This is a genomic window from Rhizobium sp. YTUHZ044 (genome assembly GCF_051123975.1).
Lineage (GTDB): Bacteria > Pseudomonadota > Alphaproteobacteria > Rhizobiales > Rhizobiaceae > Rhizobium.
The window spans coordinates 182,107-203,091 of record NZ_CP101427.1; the positions used below are offsets into that span (position 1 = coordinate 182,107).

The 20,985-nt window shown below is 60.8% G+C and carries 26 protein-coding genes and 1 pseudogene; 12 read left to right on the plus strand and 15 right to left on the minus strand.

The window, feature by feature from the left end:
• Positions 1-88: 88 nt before the first annotated feature.
• From NL154_RS23685 to NL154_RS23695, 3 genes are all read right to left on the minus strand, one after another.
• Positions 89-1,063, minus strand: coding sequence for a sialic acid TRAP transporter substrate-binding protein SiaP (locus NL154_RS23685; protein ID WP_210632035.1), 975 nt, complete (start codon positions 1,061-1,063; stop codon positions 89-91).
• Positions 1,064-1,087: 24 nt separating this feature from the next.
• Entirely contained in the window at positions 1,088-1,846 is a 759-nt protein-coding gene (locus NL154_RS23690; RefSeq protein WP_434734313.1) for a FadR/GntR family transcriptional regulator, read from the minus strand.
• A gap of 479 nt (positions 1,847-2,325) precedes the next feature.
• Positions 2,326-3,054, minus strand: a complete 729-nt coding sequence (locus NL154_RS23695; RefSeq protein ID WP_434734314.1) for a Crp/Fnr family transcriptional regulator — start codon at positions 3,052-3,054, stop codon at positions 2,326-2,328.
• A 234-nt stretch (positions 3,055-3,288) separates the two neighbouring features.
• On the opposite strand from NL154_RS23695, the gene NL154_RS23700 reads away from it, so the two are divergent.
• Together NL154_RS23700 and NL154_RS23705 are read left to right on the plus strand one after the other, a co-directional pair.
• Positions 3,289-4,662, plus strand: a complete 1,374-nt coding sequence (locus NL154_RS23700) for a sensor histidine kinase (RefSeq protein WP_434734315.1) — start codon at positions 3,289-3,291, stop codon at positions 4,660-4,662.
• Positions 4,663-4,668: 6 nt separating this feature from the next.
• Positions 4,669-5,018, plus strand: a pseudogene (locus NL154_RS23705) (Crp/Fnr family transcriptional regulator); the annotation flags it as partial.
• Here the strand turns inward: NL154_RS23705 and NL154_RS23710 are convergent.
• The 3 genes from NL154_RS23710 to NL154_RS23720 all read right to left on the minus strand — a co-directional run bounded on the left by NL154_RS23710 (position 5,015) and on the right by NL154_RS23720 (position 5,960).
• Positions 5,015-5,254 carry a DUF6894 family protein gene (locus tag NL154_RS23710; protein ID WP_434734316.1) on the minus strand — a complete coding sequence of 80 codons (240 nt, stop codon included), beginning with the start codon at positions 5,252-5,254 and terminating at the stop codon, positions 5,015-5,017. The pseudogene NL154_RS23705 and the gene NL154_RS23710 overlap by 4 nt on opposite strands.
• A 117-nt stretch (positions 5,255-5,371) precedes the next feature.
• Positions 5,372-5,668, minus strand: coding sequence for a hypothetical protein (locus NL154_RS23715; protein ID WP_434734317.1), 297 nt, complete (start codon positions 5,666-5,668; stop codon positions 5,372-5,374).
• On the minus strand, positions 5,661-5,960 hold the full coding sequence (locus NL154_RS23720) for a hypothetical protein (protein WP_434734318.1): 300 nt from the start codon (positions 5,958-5,960) through the stop codon (positions 5,661-5,663). Before NL154_RS23720 ends, NL154_RS23715 begins: the two co-directional genes overlap by 8 nt.
• 273 nt (positions 5,961-6,233) lie before the next feature.
• Between NL154_RS23720 and NL154_RS23725 the strand changes: the two genes are divergently transcribed.
• From NL154_RS23725 to NL154_RS23740, 4 genes are all read left to right on the plus strand, one after another.
• Entirely contained in the window at positions 6,234-6,605 is a 372-nt protein-coding gene (locus tag NL154_RS23725; protein WP_434734319.1) for a hypothetical protein, read from the plus strand.
• Between the two features lie 151 nt (positions 6,606-6,756).
• Entirely contained in the window at positions 6,757-7,059 is a 303-nt protein-coding gene (locus tag NL154_RS23730; RefSeq protein WP_434734320.1) for a hypothetical protein, read from the plus strand.
• Complete coding sequence (locus NL154_RS23735; RefSeq protein WP_434734321.1) at positions 7,056-7,238, plus strand: hypothetical protein; 183 nt, start codon at positions 7,056-7,058, stop codon at positions 7,236-7,238. Before NL154_RS23730 ends, NL154_RS23735 begins: the two co-directional genes overlap by 4 nt.
• Before the next feature lie 70 nt (positions 7,239-7,308).
• The gene (locus tag NL154_RS23740; RefSeq protein ID WP_434734322.1) at positions 7,309-7,740 is read left to right on the plus strand and encodes a DUF983 domain-containing protein; all 432 of its coding nucleotides are present in this window, start codon (positions 7,309-7,311) and stop codon (positions 7,738-7,740) included.
• A gap of 6 nt (positions 7,741-7,746) precedes the next feature.
• On the opposite strand, the gene NL154_RS23745 is transcribed toward NL154_RS23740, so the two are convergent.
• A complete protein-coding gene (locus NL154_RS23745; protein ID WP_434734323.1) occupies positions 7,747-8,466 on the minus strand; it encodes a Crp/Fnr family transcriptional regulator in 720 nt (239 codons plus the stop codon).
• A gap of 120 nt (positions 8,467-8,586) precedes the next feature.
• A complete protein-coding gene (locus NL154_RS23750; protein ID WP_434734324.1) occupies positions 8,587-9,195 on the minus strand; it encodes an alpha/beta hydrolase in 609 nt (202 codons plus the stop codon).
• A 334-nt stretch (positions 9,196-9,529) separates the two neighbouring features.
• Here NL154_RS23750 and NL154_RS23755 point away from each other — a divergent pair, with 334 nt between their 5' ends.
• The 5 genes from NL154_RS23755 (at position 9,530) to NL154_RS23775 (ending at position 12,076) form a co-directional block, all read left to right on the plus strand.
• Positions 9,530-10,285 carry a Crp/Fnr family transcriptional regulator gene (locus tag NL154_RS23755; protein ID WP_434734325.1) on the plus strand — a complete coding sequence of 252 codons (756 nt, stop codon included), beginning with the start codon at positions 9,530-9,532 and terminating at the stop codon, positions 10,283-10,285.
• Between the two features lie 212 nt (positions 10,286-10,497).
• Positions 10,498-11,046: a sigma-70 family RNA polymerase sigma factor gene (locus NL154_RS23760; RefSeq protein ID WP_434734326.1), complete on the plus strand. Its 549-nt coding sequence runs from the start codon at positions 10,498-10,500 to the stop codon at positions 11,044-11,046.
• A complete protein-coding gene (locus tag NL154_RS23765) occupies positions 11,043-11,687 on the plus strand; it encodes an NrsF family protein (RefSeq protein WP_434734327.1) in 645 nt (214 codons plus the stop codon). The genes NL154_RS23760 and NL154_RS23765 overlap by 4 nt, the downstream gene beginning before the upstream one ends.
• Positions 11,688-11,753: 66 nt before the next feature.
• Entirely contained in the window at positions 11,754-11,906 is a 153-nt protein-coding gene (locus tag NL154_RS23770; RefSeq protein ID WP_434734328.1) for a hypothetical protein, read from the plus strand.
• Positions 11,906-12,076, plus strand: coding sequence for a hypothetical protein (locus NL154_RS23775; RefSeq protein ID WP_434734329.1), 171 nt, complete (start codon positions 11,906-11,908; stop codon positions 12,074-12,076). The genes NL154_RS23770 and NL154_RS23775 overlap by 1 nt, the downstream gene beginning before the upstream one ends.
• A gap of 44 nt (positions 12,077-12,120) precedes the next feature.
• On the opposite strand, the gene NL154_RS23780 is transcribed toward NL154_RS23775, so the two are convergent.
• Complete coding sequence (locus NL154_RS23780; protein ID WP_434734330.1) at positions 12,121-13,443, minus strand: cytochrome P450; 1,323 nt, start codon at positions 13,441-13,443, stop codon at positions 12,121-12,123.
• A gap of 125 nt (positions 13,444-13,568) precedes the next feature.
• Positions 13,569-14,096 carry a sigma-70 family RNA polymerase sigma factor gene (locus NL154_RS23785; RefSeq protein WP_434734331.1) on the minus strand — a complete coding sequence of 176 codons (528 nt, stop codon included), beginning with the start codon at positions 14,094-14,096 and terminating at the stop codon, positions 13,569-13,571.
• A gap of 281 nt (positions 14,097-14,377) precedes the next feature.
• Here NL154_RS23785 and NL154_RS23790 point away from each other — a divergent pair, with 281 nt between their 5' ends.
• Complete coding sequence (locus tag NL154_RS23790; protein ID WP_434734332.1) at positions 14,378-14,881, plus strand: ferritin-like domain-containing protein; 504 nt, start codon at positions 14,378-14,380, stop codon at positions 14,879-14,881.
• A 76-nt stretch (positions 14,882-14,957) separates the two neighbouring features.
• Here the strand turns inward: NL154_RS23790 and NL154_RS23795 are convergent, their stop codons facing one another.
• The 5 genes from NL154_RS23795 to NL154_RS23815 all read right to left on the minus strand — a co-directional run bounded on the left by NL154_RS23795 (position 14,958) and on the right by NL154_RS23815 (position 20,928).
• On the minus strand, positions 14,958-16,670 hold the full coding sequence (locus NL154_RS23795) for a glycoside hydrolase family 32 protein (protein WP_434734333.1): 1,713 nt from the start codon (positions 16,668-16,670) through the stop codon (positions 14,958-14,960).
• A gap of 4 nt (positions 16,671-16,674) precedes the next feature.
• Positions 16,675-17,568: a carbohydrate ABC transporter permease gene (locus tag NL154_RS23800; protein WP_434734334.1), complete on the minus strand. Its 894-nt coding sequence runs from the start codon at positions 17,566-17,568 to the stop codon at positions 16,675-16,677.
• On the minus strand, positions 17,561-18,502 hold the full coding sequence (locus tag NL154_RS23805) for a carbohydrate ABC transporter permease (RefSeq protein ID WP_210632054.1): 942 nt from the start codon (positions 18,500-18,502) through the stop codon (positions 17,561-17,563). Before NL154_RS23805 ends, NL154_RS23800 begins: the two co-directional genes overlap by 8 nt.
• A 92-nt stretch (positions 18,503-18,594) precedes the next feature.
• A complete protein-coding gene (locus NL154_RS23810; protein WP_434734335.1) occupies positions 18,595-19,887 on the minus strand; it encodes an ABC transporter substrate-binding protein in 1,293 nt (430 codons plus the stop codon).
• A 36-nt stretch (positions 19,888-19,923) separates the two neighbouring features.
• Positions 19,924-20,928 carry a LacI family DNA-binding transcriptional regulator gene (locus NL154_RS23815; RefSeq protein ID WP_434734336.1) on the minus strand — a complete coding sequence of 335 codons (1,005 nt, stop codon included), beginning with the start codon at positions 20,926-20,928 and terminating at the stop codon, positions 19,924-19,926.
• Positions 20,929-20,985: the final 57 nt, after the last annotated feature.

Consider the following 20,985-nt stretch of genomic DNA (forward strand, 5'->3'; position numbering starts at 1 on the left):
CGGCCCCTCATCCGGCTGCCGCCGCCTTCTCCCCGCTTGCGGGGAGAGGGTTAGGGTCAAGGGCACGAAGAAGGCACTGAGCGAGCTCCTACTGAATCGCCCGGATCGCTTCCCAATCGGCCTTTTCATAGCCGAAGTCCTCAAACTTCACCTTTTCCATCACATTCTTCTCGAAATCGCCCTTGTCGACCTCGGTGACGTTGAGGCCTTTTTCCTTGAAGGTCGCAACAAGGCTGTTTTCCTTGCCGGCGATCGTCTTAGTCGTGCGCTCGGCCGCCTGCTGCATCACTTCGCCGAAGATCTTCTTGTCCTCGTCGGAGAGCTTCGCCCACAGCTGCTTCGAGATCACGGTGTTCAGGTGGTCGACGATGTGGCCGGTGAGGATGATGTTCTTCTGGACCTCGTAGAACTTCTTCGCCTCGATCGTCGTCAGCGGGTTTTCCTGTGCCTCGACCGTGCCGTTCTGCAGAGCCAGATAGACTTCGGCGAAGGCGATCGGTGTCGTGTTGGCGCCGCAGGCGCGCGGCATGGCAAGATAGGCCGGAACATCGGGCACGCGGATCTTCAGGCCCTGCATGTCGGCGCATTTGGCGATAGGCTTGTTCGAGGTCGTATGGCGCGTTCCGTAATAGCTGACGGCGGCGATATGGTTGCCAGTCTTGTCCTCGTAACCCTTGGCGAGACGCTTGAAGACATCGCTCTTGGTATAGGCGATCAGATGGTCGGGATTACGGAAGATATAGGGGAAGTAGGTGACGCCGATCGGCTTGTAGTCGCGTGCGGCAAAACTCGATCCCGAGATGATGATATCGACCGTGCCGAGCTTGAGGCCCTGGTTGATGTCGGCTTCCTTGCCGAGCTGCGAGGCTGGATAGACCTCGATCTTGTAGCGCCCGTCGGTGCGTTTGGCGATTTCTTCTGCGGCCCAGACGGAATCCGTGTGGAAGGGCTCCGAGGTTTCATAGACATGCGCCCATTTCAATACCGTCTGGGCATGCGCGACCGCCGTCGTCGCCATGATCGCGGCTGCGGTGCAAAGTATCGTTGCCAGTCTGCTCTTCATTGCTCTCTCCTCCCGAGCTCGGGTTTAAGTCTTGGTGGTTGCTTTCGCGGGCGCCTTGTCGCGGCCGCGCTCCTCTTCTCCCGAGAACTCCTCCCCGAAGCTCTCGGAAAATCTCTTCTGTGATAAGGTGAGATGGCTGCGCATCGCAGCCTTCGCGCCGGCGGCATCGCCGGCGGCAATTGCATCGCGGATGGCCCGGTGCTCGTCCACGGCGCTGCGCCATGTCGTCGGCCCCTCGAAATGGCTCGCAAGTTTCGCGAAATAAGGGGTCATGCGAAGATCGAACATCTCGCCGGTCACGCGGGTCAACGTCGCATTGGCGACAATGGCGGCAATGCCGGTATGGAAGGCGCGGTCGGCGGCGAGCACCGTCGCTGCATCGGTGACGCCGCTGCTCATGCGCATCAGCGCCTCGTCGAGCACGGCGATGTCTTCCGGCCCGGCGCGGGTTGCCGCCTCTTCGGCGATGGCGCATTCGATGATGGCGCGCGCCTGCAGCAATTCGAAAGGTCCCTCCACCGGCTCGCTTTCGCTCGCCGCCATGCTGACCGCATGCCGGCGTACCACATAGATGCCGGAGCCCATGCGGATGTTGACGAGGCCTTCAACCTCGAGAACGATCAGCGCCTCGCGCACGGTCGGGCGTGATACCGACAGTTGCTCCGCAAGATCGCGCTCGGCCGGCAGCTTCTGACCGATGACAAGCTCGCCGCAGGCAATCATCGAACGAATCTGATCCGCTACCTGCCTGTAGAGGCGGCGCGATTCAACGGGCGAAAACATTCTGGCCTCCCCGGCGGCTTCTCCTCAAACACGCAGCTGGTCAACTGGTCTGACCAATTGATACGTACCACCGCGTCACTTATGCGTCAATGCGTCGCATGAAATTCCGGCGAGCATGTCCCGGGGTCGCAACCATGGGGACCTTCACCATCCTCCGGGGTTCGGAGGCCCGACATTGGGAGCATGATCATGAATTATCTTGTGCAGTACCGGGAGGGGCGGCCCTTCTCGGAATTGCTCTTGCTTTCGGAATGATCAAGCAGGGCGGGCGACGATCGATTACCGCCATCGCCGGCGCTTTTGCGGTGGCCATCGGTGCGCTCGGACTCGGTATCTATGTTCAGAAGGTGCCCACGGCTCCTTCGCGCGCGTCCGATAGGGAGGGGTCGCAGAACAGCCTTCCGGCGGCTGCGACGACCGAATAGGATCTGCCAGGAAAGTGACGCTTGAGAGATCGTCGATCTCCTGTTCGACGTGCTTCAGCGCCTCAGCGCCAGAGATGGGCGGTCGATCACCGGCCAGCCGTGTCCTGTGATGCCAGGGAGGTCGTAGGCGTCTGCTGCGAAGGCTTCGAGGGATGCGCGGTTGCGGATGATTACCAGGCCGCGGGTGGAATAAATGAGATGCTCGCCCTCCAGGATGTGTAAGGCATCAGTGACGCTGGAGCGGCGGACTCCCAGCATCGTGGCCATATATTCATGGGTGATTTCAATTCCTTCGCCATCGAGGCGGTCATGGCACATCAGAAGCCATTTCGCCAGCCGAACGTCGATCTTGTGAATGGCGTTGGACAGTGCGGTGTTGGCGACCTGTGCGAAAAAGCTATGGAGAAAACGTGAGAGCAGCCGGCGGACGGCGGGCCGGTCGGCGAGGAAGCATGCCAGAGCGCCGGCTTCCACACGGCGCCCGTGACCGCCAACCTGCATCATCACATCGAATGAAAACCGCTCCGCGTCCGCCGTCAGAGCCGGCGGCGACATCCCGTCCCTGCCGAGCACGCCGATCTCGGCTTTCCTGCCCTGGGGACTCGTCGCCACCATGGAAGCAATGCCGGTTTCCAGGAAATAATAATGACTGACCGGCATGCCCAAATGGACGAGCGCGAAGTCGCGCGGAAGAAGAAGCGGTTCCAGTATGCGCTCCAGAGCCAGAAGCTCCGGATCCGCCAACTGCGACAGAATGAGATTTCCGCTTTCGAACGCTCGCATCACTCTGCCCTTTGTTTGGCAAGAGGACACTGTCTCTCGGCCGTCAGCACCACAGATGCGCTCGGCCGCACCCAAAGTTATGAACTCCGGAATGGCTGATTGCAAGGCGCTGAGCCTTAACTTTCATGATCGGCAGAAGGTTCCTTGGGGGAGTTTTGTACGCAACCGCACGCGGCGGAGAAAATTGCTGTAGCAAATGCTAATGTAGTGGACGGCAATTGCGGGCGTGCTGGCATGGATCAATATCCCCTCCCGAGTGACGAGACTGAGATCTATCGGCACATTGTCGAGAGCGCCCGGGATTATGCAATTTTTGCGATGAGTCGCGACGGCACGGTCGTGACGTGGAGCGCCGGTGCGGAAAATCTCTTCGGCTATTCGCCGCCCGAAATCATCGGACAGAGCGGTGCCGCCATCTTTACGTTCGAGGATCAGCTCGCAGGGGCGATGCTCAAGGAGATCAGGCTTGCCTTGACCACCGGACGCGCCGACGACAATCGCTGGCATGTGAGAAAGGACGGCAGTTCGTTCTGGGCTTCGGGACTGATGATGCCGCTTCGCAACGATGCCGGCGAGACTTACGGCCTTCTAAAAATCGTCCGCGACCGGACGCAAATGCTTCATGAGGACGAAGCTCGGCGCGCCAGCGAAGAGCGCCTTCAGCTTATTCTCAAAAGCGCGATCGACTATGCGATCTTCGCTTTCGACCGGGATGGGCGGATCATCAGCTGGAACACCGGCGCCTGCCGGATCTTCGGTTATGAGGAAGACGAGATCCTCGGTCGCGACGCCCGCATTCTCTTCGTCCCCGAGGACCGCAATAACGGCGCGCTCGAACGCGAGATGAAGACGGCCGCCGAGCGCGGCCGCGCCGAGAACGAGCGATTTCACTTGCGCAAAGACGGCTCGACATTCTGGGGCAGCGGCTTGACCATGCCGCTTCGCGCCCAGCGCGCCGGCTACCTCAAAGTGCTCCGGGACGATACGGAGCGTCATTTTGCCGAAGAACACCAGCAGATCATGCTGCGGGAGATGAGCCATCGCGTCAAGAACAGCCTGGCTCTCGTCGCGGCCATGCTTGCCATGCAGGCCCGTTCGACCAAACATGAGGAGGTCGGACGGGCGCTTCGCGATGCGGAGGCGCGTGTCGGAACCATCGCCCAGGTGCACGATCAATTATGGCGTCAGCCGGATATCGAAACGGTGGATCTGGCGGAATTCCTGTCGAGCCTCTGCCAGCGCCTGCAGCAATCGACCTCCCGCCACGCAGTATCCGTCGACGCTGATCCATGCATGGTCGATGCGGACCGGGCGGTCCAGATCGCTCTCCTCGTCAACGAGCTGGTGACCAATGCCTTCAAGCACGCCTATCCCGATGTCTCCGGCGCCGTCACGGTCAGCGCCCGCAGCAATGCCGATGAGATCCGCCTGGAGGTCGCCGACGACGGACGGGGTCTGCCAGCGGAAATGCTGTCTTTCGACAACGATGGGAAAAGCCTGGGAATGAAGATCGTGCGCGCGCTCGTGCAACAACTGAAGGCGGAGATGCATATCGAGGACCGTGCGCCCGGTACGGGGTTCGTGGTCCGCTTGCCGAGGGAAGGGTGATGGGCTCTGTTCCTGAATCATGCCCACTGCTGTGACATACGGCTTGCCCAGTCGGCCTCGCCAACGGGCGCTACAACATGCATGAGCGGCTCGCCCGCTGGCTGTTGATGTGCCATGACCGCCTTGATAGTAACGATCTGCCGCTGACCCATGAATTTCTGGCGCTCATGCTCGGTGTGCGCCGCTCGGGAGTGACGAACGAGTTGCATGTCATCCAAGGGCGGCGGGTCATCAAATCGAGCCGTGCCAATGTCAGGATCCTCGACAGGGAGCGGCTGGAAGAGATCGCGGCCGGCAGCTACGGCGTTCCGGAGCGGGAATATGAACGTTTGGCTGGCCTGCCGGCGCCTCGCTAATCCACACTCCTGATCGTATCTGCGAAAGGCACGATCAGAAGCAGGGTTCCCTGTTCGTCGCAGATGTAGATCTTTCTCGCTGAGATGTCTTTTCCCGAAAGAACCGCCTGGCTCATGAGGGCTCTCGCGTCCTGAATGGCTTCGCGCCTGGCGTCTTCGATGGTTGCCAATTCCGAACCTTCGGGATCGACGACCATGCCGATGTCTGAAACGACGTTAAAATAAAATCTTGGCATCGGCCGCCCCATCGTTGCAGAATCAATGCCATAACGTGTGGTAAGGTTCCGTGGAAAAGAACCTGGCCGTCATTCAAAACAGCAACATTTTCCTCGTTTCAAATCCAACTATGGAAATCAATGGGACGTTTCGGCGACGCCGGTAACAAGACGTGTCATCGCCGCGCGAAGATCGAGAAGCTCCATAAAGATAATTTCCCAATCCTCGTCATCCGCTTTGGCAATCGGTATGGCCGAAGCGCTGATCCTGCAAAGCAGGCGATCGAGAGCCGGAGGTCGACCGAGGTCGTCCGGCGCGCCATCGCGCAGGTTTCGGAGATCGTCGACGATCTGTCGCAAGGCGATCTGTCGGTCGACAAAACCGAGATCCGAGGGACCCGCCGTGATGGGCGCGCTTTGCCGGCTTCTATTCATCGTGACATTCCGGCCGTTCGGCGTTCTCATTTGCCGTTGCGCCGACCGGCACATCCGGTGTGATCAGCAGATCCTCCGGATCCAGATGCACATGCCGCATCAGGCCGGCGAGCTTATGCTTGTCTCTGATGCCGCATTCGAACCAGGATACGAGTTCCCTGGCAATATGTTCGGCGGCCGGGCTGGCGATCACGCATGATTTTTCGTGACACCATCCCTCAAGGACGGTGGTCAGCATTGCCACGTCATCGGGCTGTAACGGCGGCTTCGTGATTCCCGAGTGCTGGATCATCCGCGTTCCTCCCCGTTATATTCGACGATCCTAAACTTCGAATCTGCGATTTCAACCGCTGGTGCGGAAGCGTACGAACCGGATGATCAGGGCCCGATCCGAACCGCCGGGGGAACAAGGTGGCCCGGCGGGGGTTCGGCGATCACGGGAAAATGAACGTCGCATGACGGGCTCGAATCTGGTAGGCACGAACAGGCGCGGACCCGCCTACGCTTCTAACCGCTCTTGAACAGCATGCTCACCCTAAAACCAGAATTACCGTAGGCGTCCGCCATGAAGTCGCTCAACCCGGTCGCCGGCAAGACTATCCTTATCATCGGTGAGACCGGCTTCCTTTCGGACGGTGCGAGAAAGACGTTGATCGCGCGAAAGGCGGTGCTCGCTGGCCCCATCGGCATTTCCAGCGCAATGGAGTGCCTGAGCAAGGGCCTCGTGTTTGACGCCGTGATCATCGACGTGGCGATTTCCGACGAGGCGATGCTCTGGATAAATGATTGGCTGGAGACGCGTCGGATTCCCTTCATCTTTGCCCATGACGCGCGCTCCGAAATAAGGCCGGGCGGCTTTGTCGTCAGCAGGCGTGGTTCCGACATAGACGCGATAATCGCCGCTCTGTTCGGGGGAGACCCGTCTTATTATCATTAGCGCCCTGCGTCCGTTCGGACACACATAAGAACGCTCTAACGGATTCGGGGAATTGTTCAGTTCCGTACAATTGGGGACGAAGAGTTGTTTTGGCCCCAATTGAGTCCCATTACTTTCGAAACGCACGGTGAAAAGCTTCGGGACCAGGGTCATGCTCGATTCTCAGTCCATCCATCTGAAAGCGCTCGATTCAGCCGATCTTCAGCGTCTGCAGACCGTTTTGAATGTGATCTGCCGCGAGGCCGACATGCCCTTGCGCTCGCCTGATATGCAGGAGGTCGCCGCGCTGCTCATTCGCCTTTATCGCCACGGCTTGACCAACGAGGACAAGCTGCTGTCGGTCGGGCGTCTGGCATCGGCGAAAAAGGGGCTCTCCCGAACTGCTGCGATGACGGCGGGGCGGAGATCGAAACGGCCGGCCGGTCATCTCAATCTGACGAGGAGCAGCTCATGAATGACGGTGAAAAAGCGCGGGCCGACGTCGAAGGAACCGAAAAGGAAACCGCCGATCCGAGGAAAAACCCGCCGGCCGGTCCTCACGCCAAGGGTCATCTCATAGACGAAAGCAAAACGCCCGGCGCGGGCTCGCTGTCCGAGAAGGACGAACAGAGCATCACGCCGGGATCAGGTTGAGCCACGGCCGGCCTGGCGGGAAAATACTCCGGCCCGCGGAACCTGACCTTTCGGGTGGAGTTCGAGGAGAATGGAACCTGAAAACGATGTTGCCGCCGAATATCAGCTAACCACGAACCCTGCGCTTACGGGATTTCTGGGACGCTGCCCGCGGTGCCAGCGCGGTCATCTGTTTTCCGGCTACCTGAAGCTCGCCCGAGGCTGCGAGGTCTGCGGTCTCGATTATTCCTTTGCCGATCCGGCCGACGGACCAGCTTTCTTCGCTATGTCGATCGTCGCTGTCCCGGCACTCGCCTTCGCTCTCTGGTTCCAGTTTACATTCGAGCCGGCGATCTGGACGCACCTCATTGTCACCGTACCCGTTACCGTAATCGCCTGCATTCTCCTTCTGAGGCCGTTGAAAGGGTGGCTCGTCTGCTCGCAATTCTTTCACAAGGCGGAGGAAGGCAGTATCGATCGGGCCTGGCATGCATCCGAAAAGGAGCGGAAGGCGCGGTTCTGAGGTGCGTCAGCGCGCGAGATCCTTGCCGATCAGCCGCCGGTATTCCTCCTCCGCCGCGCCGTAGGATCCATGCGCCTCTTCGATCAATCCCCGCCGGTTGAGGATGACGATCTGTCGTCGCGTGGATCGGATCAGCCCTTTGCCTTCGAGCAGATGCAGCGCGACCGTGACCCCTGCGCGACGCACGCCGAGCATCACCGCCAGAAACTCGTGGGTCAGCCAGATGGTCGCGCCATCGGTTCGGTCATGGACCATCAGCAGCCATCGCGCCAGCCGCTCTTCGAGCTTGGCATGGCCGTTGGCGAGCACCGTCGACGTCGTCTGCGCGAGCAGCGCCTGGACATAGGCGAGAAGCAGGCTGCGCAAGGGGCGGCTTTCCTCCATCGCTGCGGAAAGGACCGATGCCGGCAATTTGAAGCCATGGCCGGAGACTTGCATGAACGTCCGGTTCGCGGATTGATTGCCGCCCAGAATGACTGCTGCACCCGTCATGCCCTCGCGGCCGACAATGCCCACTTCGATATCACGCCCGCCTGGAAATCTCGCCACGATCGAGGCAAGCCCTGATTCGAGAATATAGACGTCGCTGACCGGACTATTCTCCATTTCAAGGATCAAAGGCACTTCGAGATCGACTGGCTCCAGATGCGGCAGCAGGAGTTCCTGCTCCTGCGGGCCCATGGCGCGCAAAAGTTCATTGCGAAAGTTCAATTGTCGGTCATCCATGTCTATCCGCGCATCAGCGATAATGCGGCCCTTGCTGCGGGCGAACCTAACCATCTAGAATCGTTCAGCAATACATTGTGCTATAGCGTACAGACTCGAGGGCCTGCGCTCGATCAGCCACTACCCGCGCTTGCAGTGGTCGAGCATTTGCGAGATCCACGCTCTGACAAGTCTGTTTGCTCTGGTTGCCAGCTTGATCGGCAATCGGTTGAAGCCGTGCGGGGACTCCGGGAAGACGACGCAGTCGGCATTGCCGTTTTGGCTCTGCCATCGCTCATACATCGAGATGCTGTCGTCGAGGATCGGATCGAGCGCCCCGGCGACCAGCAGGGCGGGAGGTAGGCATGAGAGATCGGCAAACAAGGGACCTTTCGCGTCACGCCCGGAAAGGCTTGGCGTCAGACGCTGCAGATTGCGGAGCGCCGATTGCCCATCGATCACCAGGCTTTTGCCTGTCGAGAGCCGCAGGCTTTGCGAACCGCCGAGATCGAAAGCGCCGCACATGGAAACGAATCCTGCAACGGCCTCCGCCTTGCCGCGTGCTCTGAGATGAAGAAGTGCCTCCGCAGCGAGATGTGCGCCCGAGGACTCGCCGCCGAGCATGATCCGCTCGACCTCAAACCCGGCAAGATGATCGGCCAGCCATTCGACCAACGCCTTGCTGTCCAGAAGAGTGAGGTCCAGCCGGTCGTCGGCGGCATTATGGAAATCGACGCCGGCCCCCACCATCCGACAGTCTCTGGCGATCGGGCGAGTGATGCTGTCGTCAAAGCGGGCGTTGCCATCACCCAGGCGCCGCCGTGGAAATGGACGTAGAGGCCGCGCCGGGCTCCGGTCGGAAGGATCACCCTCAGGCCGATCCCCCAGACCAGAGTAAGCGTAGTTAAAAGCGCATCGACAACGACCCCGAGATCGACGGCTAGCAACGACCTTTCGTTGTTTCCGCTCAAATCGGGAACCAAGCGGAAGTTCGTGAGTTGCGTGGGAGAGCCGCCTAGCGAGCCAGTATTTCGCACCTGAATCGATCAGATTGCGCCCAACTCAACTTTCCGGAGGGCGAGCATTGGCAGCAACGACACCGACTAGGGAAAACCGGTTATTCGCCCTTCTGCCTGAGGAGGAGCTTGCAGCTGTCGTTTCTGATCTCGAACCTTGCGACACCCCGCGCGGTTTCGTCATGGCTAAAGCTGGTGCGATGATCGACTATGCTTATTTCCCGTGCTCAGGCGTAGGTTCGATCATCAATGTTTCGCCCGAGGGCAACCGCGTCGAAGCCGGCTTGTTCGGCCGTGACGGGTTCGCGCCCACGGCGGCGGCGATAGACGGAGGAATCAGCGTCACCGAGGTCGCCGTCCAGGTTCCGGGTTTTGCCTACCGGCTGCGGCAGGACAAGCTTTTGGATCTGATGAAAACGCAGCCGGTGTTTACCAGCCTCTTGCACAAGAGCATGTACGTGCTTGCAACCCAGGCCGGATTCACAGCGCTCTCCAATGCGATCCACGGGATCGATGAGCGGCTGGCTCGCTGGATCTTGATGTGCCACGACCGCATTGATGGCGACAAGCTCGCCCTGACGCATGAGTTCATCGCTCTTATGCTGGCAGTCAGGCGCCCAAGCGTGACAACGGCTCTCCATCTGCTCGAGGGCAACCATTTCATCCGCTCGGTCCGCGGCCTGGTGATCGTCAGAGATCGCGCCGGCCTGGAGGAATTCGCCGCCGACGCCTACGGGAGGGCGGAGGAGGAATATGAGCGGCTGATCGGGCCTCTGAGAAAATCGAAGCGACAGGCTCTTGTAGGGTCGTCGCGCGCTGGTTGAAACAAAGGCAGCCGGTACACCGATCTTTCGACCGCCCAATGGGGATCAGCTCGACGCAATCATATCGGGATCTGCATGCGCCACTACGATGCTTTTCGCCGTGAGTCGCGATGCGTTACAGCTTCACGTGCGTGTGCTACAGAGTTGTATTGCAAAAATCTTGGTTTTCGCTGTAACCGATCGCCTGCTTTTACGAATGAGCCTTTGACAGCATGACCACCGCGCATTCGGAAGACGCCCTGAAAGCATTGATGCTTCTGTCCCTTGACGGGGATGAGGCTGCCTATCGGCGTTTGCTGACGGCTTTGCGCGTGCTGCTTGTCGGCTATTACAGCCGCAGGATGGCTGCGGCGACGAGAGCGGACATGGAAGATCTGGTCCAGGAGACGTTGCTGGCATTGCATTCCCGGCGATCCACCTATGACCGGAACCGACCTTTTACCGCCTGGTTTTTCTCGATCGCGCGCTACAAACTGATCGACCATCACCGCGGCCGCGGCGGACGCAGGCTGGCCGAGGCCGAGCTTGATGACGAGATCGAAAGCGACTTCAGCGAGGATAGGCTGACTGCCCGCATGGACGTCGAGCGGCTGCTCGACGGCTTGCCGCCGCGACAGCAGGAATTGATCCGGCAGGTGAAGCTCGAGGGCAGCTCGGTCGCCGACGCCGCAAACCGCAGCGGCCAGTCCGAATCGGCGGTGAAAGTCAGCATCCATCGGGCGCTCAAGGCGCTCGGAGAGAGATTGCGAGGCACATCGTGACAAAGACGGACGATATCATCGAACGATTGGCAAGCGACCTGAAGCCGGTGCCGCGCAACGCGCTATGGCGGCGCTTTGCGATCGGCATAGCGCCCGCCCTTGGACTCTCGCTGCTGTTGATGCTGATCATTCTTGGTCCCCGGGTCGATATCTCAGACGTGCTGATGCTGCCGGTCTTCTGGATCAAGTCGGCCTATAATGCCCTGATTGCGGCGGCCGCCTTTGCCGCCGTCTTTCGGCTTTCCCGACCCGATGGTTCCGAGGGACGCTTTTTTGGTTTGCTTGCTTTGATCTTCGTTGCCATGGCGGCCGTAGCGGCCATCCAGCTCCGGATGGCGCCGAGCGAGAGCTATCGATCGCTGATCCTTGGCTCCTCGGCGCTGCATTGCCCGCCGCTCATCGCAGGCTTTGCGATCCCCGTCTATGCCGGCACGGTCTGGGCACTGCGCCGCGCGGCACCGGTGGATCTACGGCTGACCGGCTTCGTCGCCGGCATTGCCGCGGGCGGAGCCGGCGCCTGGGTCTATTCCTGGTTCTGCACCGAGAACGGCATGCCTTTCGTGTTGATCTGGTACACGCTCGGCATCCTGCTCATCGGCGCTGTCGGCGCCCTAACCGGGCCGCGCCTGCTCCGCTGGTAGATCCCTTCCGATTCATTGACAGGAACATTCCGGCTTTCGCCTGGTTTGAGGGTCGAGGAGAAGAAGATGAATCACGAATCGGATCGTCGCGCTTTTATGATCTATCTGGGAGCCATCCTATTGGTCGGGCTTTTGATCGTGCTCGGCGCTACGCTCTCGTGGAACTCGACCAGCAGAAGCGATCAGTCCACGCAATTTTCAAGGGAAGCCAACCCTTGATGAAATGGCCGAAAGATGACCCGATCCGGTTGGACCGGCTGAGCGCCGAACGGCAGCGGAATGGCCTGAAAAGCCTGTGGCTGGTCATCGCTTTGATCGCAACGATGATCGCTATCGCCTTTCTGCTCTACGTCTCGATCCTCGTCTATGCCTTGATGCAGAGGCTGTAAGCCGGCGTCGACGGGCGGCCCTGGGGCCGCCATCGGAGCGGCATCTATTTCTGCCTGCGTCGAGCAGTCAGCCGTAGCTGGATGTCGAAGTGATTGAGCGTGCCGGGCAGATTGTCGACGGTCAAGGACGGTTGCAGCAGCACAACATCGGCGGCCGACAAGAACGTGCCCACGGCAAGGCTTGCAATTGTCGGCACGAGATTATGTGCCGGGCAAACGACGGGACCGGCGCTGAAAGGCACGAGTGCGGCCGCCGGCAACGCATCGTTCTGTCCCCAGATGCTCGGCTCCATCCGATTGGCATAGAGGAGTGCGGGGTCTCGATGGAAGAAGGGCACGAAGATGATGATGCCCGTGCCGCGAGCGATGACCCTGTCGCCTGACCTGATATCCTTGGTCAGCTGCCTAAGGATGGCGGGCGTCGTCGGCCAGAGACGCAAGACCTCCAGCAGACAACTGCGTGTGAAGGGCCGATCGAGATCCCCGCCCATGGCCTCTTCCACGGCTTTGCCCCAGTAGCTCACATGGCAGGCCAGCAAGGCGAGCGTCCTCATAACGGCAATTCCGGCTGCATCAAAGGCGAACAGCCACTGGGCCACCTGGTTTTCCGGAGCAAGCTCATCGCCTCTGGGAAGGCGGTTGACGAGACTGTGCTTTTCCGGCTCTCGGAGATAGCGGCCGACTTGGTCATGAAACCGGGCAAGCTTGCGCTGATCGACCGGGGCGGCAAATGCCCAGTTCGCCCGGCCTCGAAGTTCGTTCAAGGTCTCGGTCAATGTGCCGTCGTTGCGCGCTCGTTCGCCGAGGACGACTCGCCGGACGATCCGGAACCAGGCCTGCGAAAAGGCCGGCCAATCGAGCTCACGGGGTAGGTTCAGGACCTGCAGGAATTCGGCGTCGACGATCTTCTTGAAATGCATCGCATATGGATGCAGCCGGTCTGCGGTTGCCAAAGCGTGCTCATGGGCTGGCCGCAGCTCGGCGCGCCGAGAGGTCGATGAGATAAGCACGTTCTTCGGCTCGAAGTGAACAAGGGCCGCGTGCTTTTCCGTCGTCGCCGCGGCAAATGGTTCGGGCGAAGATTGAAGCACCGTGGCGACATCGGCCGGATCGAGGATCAGCAGCTGTGGTCGAAATGGAATGGGCAACAGAAGAGGCGCTGGCCCGTATGTGTTTTTCAGCCGCTGCATCTCCTTTACGGCGTTCGTGTCGACGCCCTGCCGCTCCGCCAGACGCTCCATTGTCGGGCGGCGAATGATGAGGCCCTTGGCAACCGTCGGGGCCACGACCGCCGTCATCACCCGAAGTGTATCGAACCATCCGGCGTGGTTTACTCTGGGAAAAATGGCGTGGCTTCGCGCGTTCATGACTCTTCAGCCTGGCCGGCGGTGGCCCACATCGGTTCAATCGGCCGATCCTGTCGATTTGGGTTTGGAACCGGGGCCGCGACCGTTTGTTCCGGTCGAGGCGAAGCGGACCGGCGCAATGGCGCTCAGTCGATGAGATGGTTTCCGAGCATCGCGATCAGGCACTCGCGGGCGCGGCTCACACGGCTTTTCAAGGTGCCGATCCGGCACCCGCACAATTTGGCGGCGTCCTCATAGCTCGTTCCGGCAGCCACCAATGTCAGAGCCCGGCGCCTGTCGTCGGAAAGACGCGTCAATGCCCGCTGCAATTCGTGCTCCCGCAGCACCCACTCCTGGGTCGGGGCGATCGCCACCTGTTCCATCGCCGCGTCCATTCCGGCCGGCTCGCGCTTCTTCCGGCGATAATTGGTGCAGAACGTGTTTCGCAGAATGGTGAAAAGCCAGGATTTGAGCGAGGTGCCGGGTTGATAGAGGTGCAGCGAGTTCAGCGCCTTCAGCAAGGTTTCCTGAACGAGGTCGTCGACGTCATCATCACTGCGCAGGAACCTTCGGGCAAAGGCGCGCAATGCCGGCGTCAGTTCGACGATCTCGCGCTCGAGTGCGGATTTTTCTTTACAATGCGACGCGGGACGTAGTGAAGCCGGGGAAGCCATTTTTCTCTCCTGGGATGAGAAGGAAAGTCGCTGGCCCCCTATTCGTTGCCGTACGATACCGGACAAAAGTCCCGGTGTTGGCCGGCACCTGCCCGCCGGCTCGCCGAGGGGAACAACGGCGTCCCGCAATCGTTCGGTCATCGCCGTCTCGATGCTGTCGGGCGGTCTCTTCCTTGGCCGGATGAGATGACGCCTCCGGCCAAGGGGCGTCATCTTTCCGATCGGAACATCCGACCCATGCGAGAGTTGATTGTCGTCACGACACGCCACAGGAGGACTCAATGGCAACCGAGAAGACTCTGAACGACCTGTTTCTCGATACTCTCAAGGACATCTACTATGCTGAAAAGCAGATCCTGAAGGCTCTGCCGAAGATGGCTCGCGCCGCGCAATCGGAAGAGGGCAAGGCCGGGTTTCTGCAGCATCGCGACGAGACCCAGGCGCAGGTTGAACGCCTCGAACAGGTTTTCGAAATAATCGGCAAACCGGCGCGCGGCAAGACCTGCGAAGCCATCCAGGGCATCATCGCCGAAGCCGAGGAGATCATGGACGAATTCAAGGGCGCGGTCGCTCTCGACGCCGGCCTGATTTCATCGGCGCAAGCCGTCGAGCACTATGAGATCGCCCGCTATGGCACGCTGATCGCCTGGGCCAAACAGCTCGGCCTCAGGGATGCCGTGCCGCTGCTGCAGGCAACCCTTGCCGAAGAAGAGGCGACCGACAAGAAGCTCACGCGGCTCGCCGAGTCCTCGGCCAACGTCAAGGGCAAAGGCAAGGCAGCCTGAGCCGCTCGACCGCTGTGCCCCTTCGCAACGGCCGCCGCCTCGGCGGCCGTGCTCTTGCCCGGAGCTGCCTCGCAGATCAAAGACCGAGTTGCCAGATTTCGGCGGCGAGCACATTCCCCTCGGGCGCGATCAGACGCACCGAGCTTACCCCGCTGAAGCCCGGCAGCCGTTTGGTTCCGGTCCAGCGGCCATCGTCGGCGAAGACCTCGATCGAACCTGCATCGAGGAATATCCGGATGGTCGACGGGCGCGCGCCGGCGGCGATATAGCGTGGCGACACCTTGGCATTCGCCACCGAAAAGGGAATGCTCAGTCCATCGTCGTTCAACAGGACCTCGACCGCGGCCTCCGGATGTTCGAACGTGAGGCGCAACGCCTTGCCCGGCTCCTTGAGGGTGAGCAGGATTTCGACGGCACCGTTGGTAAGACCGACGGGCCGGCCGTCCAGAAGTCCATCGGCATCCAACCGGCGTTGCCGCAGGCTTTCCACGCCGGCAACCGGCGGCGTGATCAGCGCTCCGCCACGCAATGCCAACCGGCGCGGCAGCGTCATCGCCGTCGCCATATCGATGTCTTTGGAGACATCGGTCCAGTTCGCGAGCCATGCGATGCCGACCGGACCCCTATCATCGACGAAGGCCTGGAAGGCATAGGCGTCAGTGCCGAAATCCAGTTCCTGTTCGAATTCCACGGAGAAGCTGCGGCCATCGAAATGGCCGATGGTCGCAATCGTCATATTGCGCCGGCCCGTTGCCGGGTCGCGGCTTGTGAGAAGACCGAAAATCAGGGCCCAGCGCGTTGACGGGTCGTTCGCGGGACCGTCGAGAGGCACCAGGCAGGGGCACTCCGCCGCCGTCATCCCGAAGCGGTTTTCGCGATGGAGAATGTCGAGGAAGGTCCATCCCGTTGCCGCAGCCGGATCGTCCGTTTCGTAAAGCAGGATGACGCCGCCCTCGCGGTCCCGCGTGCCGAGCAGCATCTTCCATTTATCGTCCGGACCCATGAAGACATAGGGATCGCGGAAGTCGGTCGTCAGGCCGAGCCCGGCGGGGCGCGCCGGCAGGATCAGGCTTGCCGGTTCAACTTTGACAAGATCGCGGCTGGTGGCCGTGAACTGAACCTGCTCCTCCGGCTGCCGGTCCTTCAGATGCTCGGTGAAAAAGATGCGAATGCCGGCGCCATCGACGGGGATCGCCGAGCCGGAAAATGCGCCGCCGCGCCCATCGGCCCGCGCGGTGAGCTCGTCCGAAGGCGGAAGAAAGATTGGAAGATGCGTCCAGTGAAGGTAATCCTCCGAGACCGCATGCCCCCAATGCATGTTGTTCCACCGAAGACTGTGAGGATAGTGCTGGTAGAACAGGTGCACCCTGCCGCCGAACCTTCCAAACCCATTGGGATCGTTCATCCAGCCGAAAGGCGGGCGGAAATGATAGCCGCCGGCAGCCTCGGGCGCGGCATTGGCAGGCCTGACATGCAGCAGCCTTACGCCCTCATCATGAACGCGGGACTGACGGAAGGCATAGAGAACCGAGACTTCGGTTGTGACAGGGTCGTAGGAGAAGGCAGTTTCTCCGCCGCTTTCCAGCGTCAGCGGCCGAAACTCGAATTCATGGGGATTTGACGTTTCGACAGCACCGGCCGGATCGCCGTCGACATGTGCGCTCAGCCTTCCCGGCGCGCCACCATGCGAGGCCTTTATCCAGGCATGGATCGTGCTCCCCGCCGGCAGGACGGCGCTGATCGTCTCCAGCCCGCCTTCATCGGACGGAGACATCACTTGTCTTGTCATCAATTCAACCTTTCACGGCAGAGCCGATAAAGGAACTCACGAACCAGCGCTGGAAAACGAGGTAGAGCCCCAGGATCGGGATCATCATCAAAACGGAGGCGGCCATCGCGCGATCCCAGTAGATGCTGTCCTGCCCGAAAAAGGTCGCGATGGCGACGGCGATCGGCCGGGCATAATCCGTCTGCGTCACGAGGATTGGCCAGAGATACTGATTCCAGGTCTCGATGCCCATCAGGATCGATACGGTGGCAAGCGCCGGCAGGCTGAGCGGCAGGAAAATCGAGCGGTAGGCCCGGAAAAAGGAGGCGCCGTCCATCTCGGCGGCTTCCAGCAATTCCTTCGGCAGTTGCGTAAAGAACTGGTAGAACAGGAAGATGTAGAGCGGGCTCGCGACCCAAGGCACGATCTGCACCGCGAAGGTGTCGGACATTCCCGCCCTGGATACCATGATCACGAGGGGCATGATGATGCTTTCCTGCGGGATCACATAGAGCGCGATCACCACCCCCAGGATCACCGCCCGGCCGCGGAGCGATCCCCAGGCCAGGACGAAACCGGCCATCGAATTGACGATCAGGCCGGAGCAGACCGTGGTGACCAGGATGATCAGCGAGTTGATGAGGTAACGGCCGAAGGCGAGTTCGCCCGAGAGGTGGCCGACCTCCGCATAGTTGGAGAGCGTCGGGTTCGAAACCCAGAAGGCCCGGAAGCTGCCCATGTCGGCCAGGATCTGGAACCGATCGTCCTTGAGGCTCGCCACGACCAGGAGCAGCAATGGAGAGACGATTACCAGGGCGATAATGAAGATAGAGACCGTCTGGATGGTGCGCAAAACCCTTGCGACGGAGCGAGGCCGCGCAGCGCGGGCCTGCGGGATCGAGAGAGCGATATCAGACATCGAAGCGCCTCAGGAGCTGGCGCTGGATCAGCGCGATGATGAGAACGATGACGAACAGGATGACCGAGACGGCGGAGGCATAGCCCATCTTCTGCTCCTCAAAGCCGGCGCGGACCATGTAATGCACCACCGTTTCGGTGCTGCTCTTCGGCCCGCCCTGCGTGAGGATGGCGACTTGGGTATAGAGCTTGAACGCCTGGATGGTGGTGATCACGAGGACGAAGACATGGGTGGGCCGCAGGCCGGGCATGGTGACATGCCAGAAGCGTCGGAAGGCGTTGGCGCCGTCGATCTTTGCGGCATCGTAGAGTTCGTCCGGGATTCCCTGAAGCCCGGCAAGGTAGACGATCATCTGGAAACCATAGGCCTGCCAGGCCGAGAGCAGAACGAGCGAGAACATCGCCCATTCGGGATCGCCGAGCCAATCGATCGGCTGGATCGCGCCCCCGGAGAGAAAGCCGAGGATCTGGTTGAACGGTCCCGTGGGATATTGGAATAGGGTTCCCCAGATGACGCAGACTACGACCATCGACGTGATCGCCGGCAGGAAGAACATGCCGCGCAGCAGATTGCGGAACGGCAGCTTCTGATGGAGCAGCAGGGCCGTTGCAAAAGCCAGGCCGCATTGCACCGGAATGATCCAGAAGGTGAAGCGCGAGACGTTCCAGAGGGCGGTCCAGAAAAGATCGTCCTGGAAGATGCGGATGAAATTGTTGAACCAGACGAACCGGACGGGCGTCGGCCGCGGCACGAGAGGCTGGTTGGTCATCGCCGTCCAGAAGGACAGCAGGAACGGCACGATCAGAAAGAGGGTCAGCAGGATGACCGCCGGCGCGAGCATCGCCGCTTCCTGCATCAGCCGTCCCGTGTCATGCCGGCGCGCCGGAGTCTTTCGCACTGTTGTCGACGACGGTGTCGATTGTTGCATGACCATGGCATTCCTCTTCTCCAGGCCTCGAGTGCCGGTCCCGCCTTGCAACGTGGTGGACACGTCGCAAGGCTTCGATGGACCGGCACCGTTGGCTGTTATTCCTGATCACCGAACGGCGGATATCCGTCGTTGTCCTCGATATCCTCGTCGATCTTCATGGCGGCTGATGTGAGCGCCTCCTTGGGATCGCCGCCATTGAACACCTCGTCGACAGCCTGCATGAAGGCAGAGGTGATTGTGGGATAGGCGGGGTGCGGCGGGCGCGCGACAGCCGTCTTCGACGCCTGTTCGAAGGCGATGGCCATCGGGCCGCCATTGGCATAGAGCGGAGATTCGGCGGCGAAGCTCTTCAATCCGGGGTAGCCGGACTGGCTTGCCACATAGGCCCGATATTCCTTGTCCTTCAGCAGGAAACTGATGAACTTGGCTGCGATGTCGGGATGTTTTGAAGTCTTGGTAATCGCCCAGATCCAGGTGCCGTTCGGGCTCGCGCCCTTTGTCCCGAACTTGGGCAGCGGCAGGACGACGAGGTTGTCCTTCATGGCGGCTACCGCCTCCGCATAAACCCAATGTCCGCCGAGCGCCAGGGCCGCGGGATTGCCTTCGGCATAGAACTGGTTGGTGCCGGCCGACTGCGGCACGACCCAGCCGTTCTTGACCCATTTCTGCATCATCGCAAGCGCATCGACGCAGGCGTCGCTGTCGAGCGTGCCCTCGGATTTCCAGGCTTTGCGGTCGATCAGGTCACAGCCTGCCGATTGCAGGATCGGGCCATAGGCATAGGTGATCCATTCGGTCTTGATGCCGTAGCCGCGGAAGGTGTCGATCGGCCACTTCACGCCTTCGAGCTTCGAAAGCTTCTCGAGATAGGTTTCGAACTCCTCCCGGGTCCAGGCGTCGTCGACGGATTTCGGGATGCGGGCGCCGATCGCTTCGAGATATTTCCTGTTGCCGTAAAGAACGACGGAAGAGTCCGTCAGTCCGATCGCATAAAGATCCTTGTCGATCGGGTATGTGCCCTGAGCGATGTTGGACTCCGTCATGTCGTCGAGCAGATCCTTGTCGATCAGCGGCTTGATCGGCTGCAGATAACCCGACCAGACATAATTGGCGAGGAACGGCGCATCGAGTTCCATGATGTCGGGCAGCTGTTTGGCCATGACGGCCGCGCTGAACTTCTCGTTATAGGCATCGTGCGGCGCATAGATGAACTGGACATCGACATCGGGATTGGCGGCCTCGAAGCGCTCGGCCACCTTGCCATAGGCGGCGACAAAACCGGGATCGCCCTGATGCATGATCTGGATCGCCGTCTTCTCGGCTGCGACAGCCCATGTGGCGGCCAGTGCCGACGACAGGATCAGGGACTGAAGTAAACGTTTACCCATTAGAAATCCTCCTCAATTGAATGGGCCTTCCTCAATTTACACGGATGCCCGCTCCACCAACTGGAACGGCAGTTTCTGCACCCCGGCCGGGGGCCGGTGTTCGGCAAGCAGGATGTGCGCGGCCTGCCGGCCCATGGCGCGGTGGGGAAGCGCCATGGTGGTCAGCGGCGGATCGAGACGCGAGGCGATCTCGACCTGATTGTCGAAGCTCGCGACGGCGACATCATCGGGAATGGTCGCGCCCGAACGTCGCAGGGCGGCATAGACCTCCATCGCCACGCGATCATTGCCGCACAGGATGGCATCGGGACGTCGCGGACCCGTCATGAGATCATGCACATGCTGAGGAACAAGGCTGTGTGCCCGGTCGCTGTAGATGGCCTTGCTGACGGCGGGCAACACGATGGCCCCTGCCCCACCGATGCCGGCGTGATCGAGCGCCTGGCGAAAACCGAGTTCGCGCAGTTCCCCGGCGAGAATCCCCGGCAGATTGATGAAGGCGATATTGCGACGGCCCGCCTCGATGAGATGGGCCGTAATCTCGGCCGCCGCTCCCGTTTCATCCGGCACCAGCGACGTCACCCGGTCGTTGGCGTCGCGGCAGTTGATCATGACCCCGACCGTGTCGGCAAATTCGGGCGGCAGGTCGACGCTCTTGTGATACATGGCGGCATAGGCAATCGCCCGCGGGCGAAAGCGCCGCATCTCATCGAGGATCGATCCCACGCTGCGATGGCCGCCGAGCGTCATGGCGAAGACGGCCATGTCGGAAGCACGCACGGCGCCGTCGAGCCCCCTGATAATCTCCGTCGCGAAAGGCGAGGTGATCAGGTCATCGGCGACGAGGCCGACAAGCGGCATCCAGCCCTGCCGCATGCTGCGAGCGGCGAAGTTGGTGACATAGCCGAGTTCCTCGGCGATATCCTTGATCCGCCGGCGCGTTTCCTCCGACATGCGCGCCGTGCCGCCATGCAGAGCGCCTGACACGGTCTTGACGGAAACGCCTGCGCGGGCGGCTATGTCGTTGAGCGAAGCAGACACGAGACCTCGTTGGGTTATCGATTACCCATATCGGTACCAATCCCTTTCCGATGAGTC

What these genes read in the sequence shown, in the direction of transcription:
- NL154_RS23770 (WP_434734328.1), top strand. Translation starts at nt 11,754, where the DNA reads ATGAATCACGAATCGGATCGTCGCGCTTTTATGATCTATCTGGGAGCC.
- NL154_RS23805 (WP_210632054.1), bottom strand. Translation starts at nt 18,502, where the DNA reads ATGGTCATGCAACAATCGACACCGTCGTCGACAACAGTGCGAAAGACT.
- NL154_RS23795 (WP_434734333.1), bottom strand. Translation starts at nt 16,670, where the DNA reads ATGACAAGACAAGTGATGTCTCCGTCCGATGAAGGCGGGCTGGAGACG.
- NL154_RS23690 (WP_434734313.1), bottom strand. Translation starts at nt 1,846, where the DNA reads ATGTTTTCGCCCGTTGAATCGCGCCGCCTCTACAGGCAGGTAGCGGAT.
- NL154_RS23775 (WP_434734329.1), top strand. Translation starts at nt 11,906, where the DNA reads ATGAAATGGCCGAAAGATGACCCGATCCGGTTGGACCGGCTGAGCGCC.
- NL154_RS23700 (WP_434734315.1), top strand. Translation starts at nt 3,289, where the DNA reads ATGGATCAATATCCCCTCCCGAGTGACGAGACTGAGATCTATCGGCAC.
- NL154_RS23710 (WP_434734316.1), bottom strand. Translation starts at nt 5,254, where the DNA reads ATGCCAAGATTTTATTTTAACGTCGTTTCAGACATCGGCATGGTCGTC.
- NL154_RS23735 (WP_434734321.1), top strand. Translation starts at nt 7,056, where the DNA reads ATGAATGACGGTGAAAAAGCGCGGGCCGACGTCGAAGGAACCGAAAAG.
- NL154_RS23720 (WP_434734318.1), bottom strand. Translation starts at nt 5,960, where the DNA reads ATGATCCAGCACTCGGGAATCACGAAGCCGCCGTTACAGCCCGATGAC.
- NL154_RS23730 (WP_434734320.1), top strand. Translation starts at nt 6,757, where the DNA reads ATGCTCGATTCTCAGTCCATCCATCTGAAAGCGCTCGATTCAGCCGAT.
- NL154_RS23695 (WP_434734314.1), bottom strand. Translation starts at nt 3,054, where the DNA reads ATGCGAGCGTTCGAAAGCGGAAATCTCATTCTGTCGCAGTTGGCGGAT.
- NL154_RS23790 (WP_434734332.1), top strand. Translation starts at nt 14,378, where the DNA reads ATGGCAACCGAGAAGACTCTGAACGACCTGTTTCTCGATACTCTCAAG.
- NL154_RS23715 (WP_434734317.1), bottom strand. Translation starts at nt 5,668, where the DNA reads ATGAATAGAAGCCGGCAAAGCGCGCCCATCACGGCGGGTCCCTCGGAT.
- NL154_RS23785 (WP_434734331.1), bottom strand. Translation starts at nt 14,096, where the DNA reads ATGGCTTCCCCGGCTTCACTACGTCCCGCGTCGCATTGTAAAGAAAAA.
- NL154_RS23685 (WP_210632035.1), bottom strand. Translation starts at nt 1,063, where the DNA reads ATGAAGAGCAGACTGGCAACGATACTTTGCACCGCAGCCGCGATCATG.
- NL154_RS23745 (WP_434734323.1), bottom strand. Translation starts at nt 8,466, where the DNA reads ATGGATGACCGACAATTGAACTTTCGCAATGAACTTTTGCGCGCCATG.
- NL154_RS23750 (WP_434734324.1), bottom strand. Translation starts at nt 9,195, where the DNA reads ATGGTGGGGGCCGGCGTCGATTTCCATAATGCCGCCGACGACCGGCTG.
- NL154_RS23725 (WP_434734319.1), top strand. Translation starts at nt 6,234, where the DNA reads ATGAAGTCGCTCAACCCGGTCGCCGGCAAGACTATCCTTATCATCGGT.
- NL154_RS23760 (WP_434734326.1), top strand. Translation starts at nt 10,498, where the DNA reads ATGACCACCGCGCATTCGGAAGACGCCCTGAAAGCATTGATGCTTCTG.
- NL154_RS23740 (WP_434734322.1), top strand. Translation starts at nt 7,309, where the DNA reads ATGGAACCTGAAAACGATGTTGCCGCCGAATATCAGCTAACCACGAAC.
- NL154_RS23780 (WP_434734330.1), bottom strand. Translation starts at nt 13,443, where the DNA reads ATGAACGCGCGAAGCCACGCCATTTTTCCCAGAGTAAACCACGCCGGA.
- NL154_RS23800 (WP_434734334.1), bottom strand. Translation starts at nt 17,568, where the DNA reads ATGTCTGATATCGCTCTCTCGATCCCGCAGGCCCGCGCTGCGCGGCCT.
- NL154_RS23810 (WP_434734335.1), bottom strand. Translation starts at nt 19,887, where the DNA reads ATGGGTAAACGTTTACTTCAGTCCCTGATCCTGTCGTCGGCACTGGCC.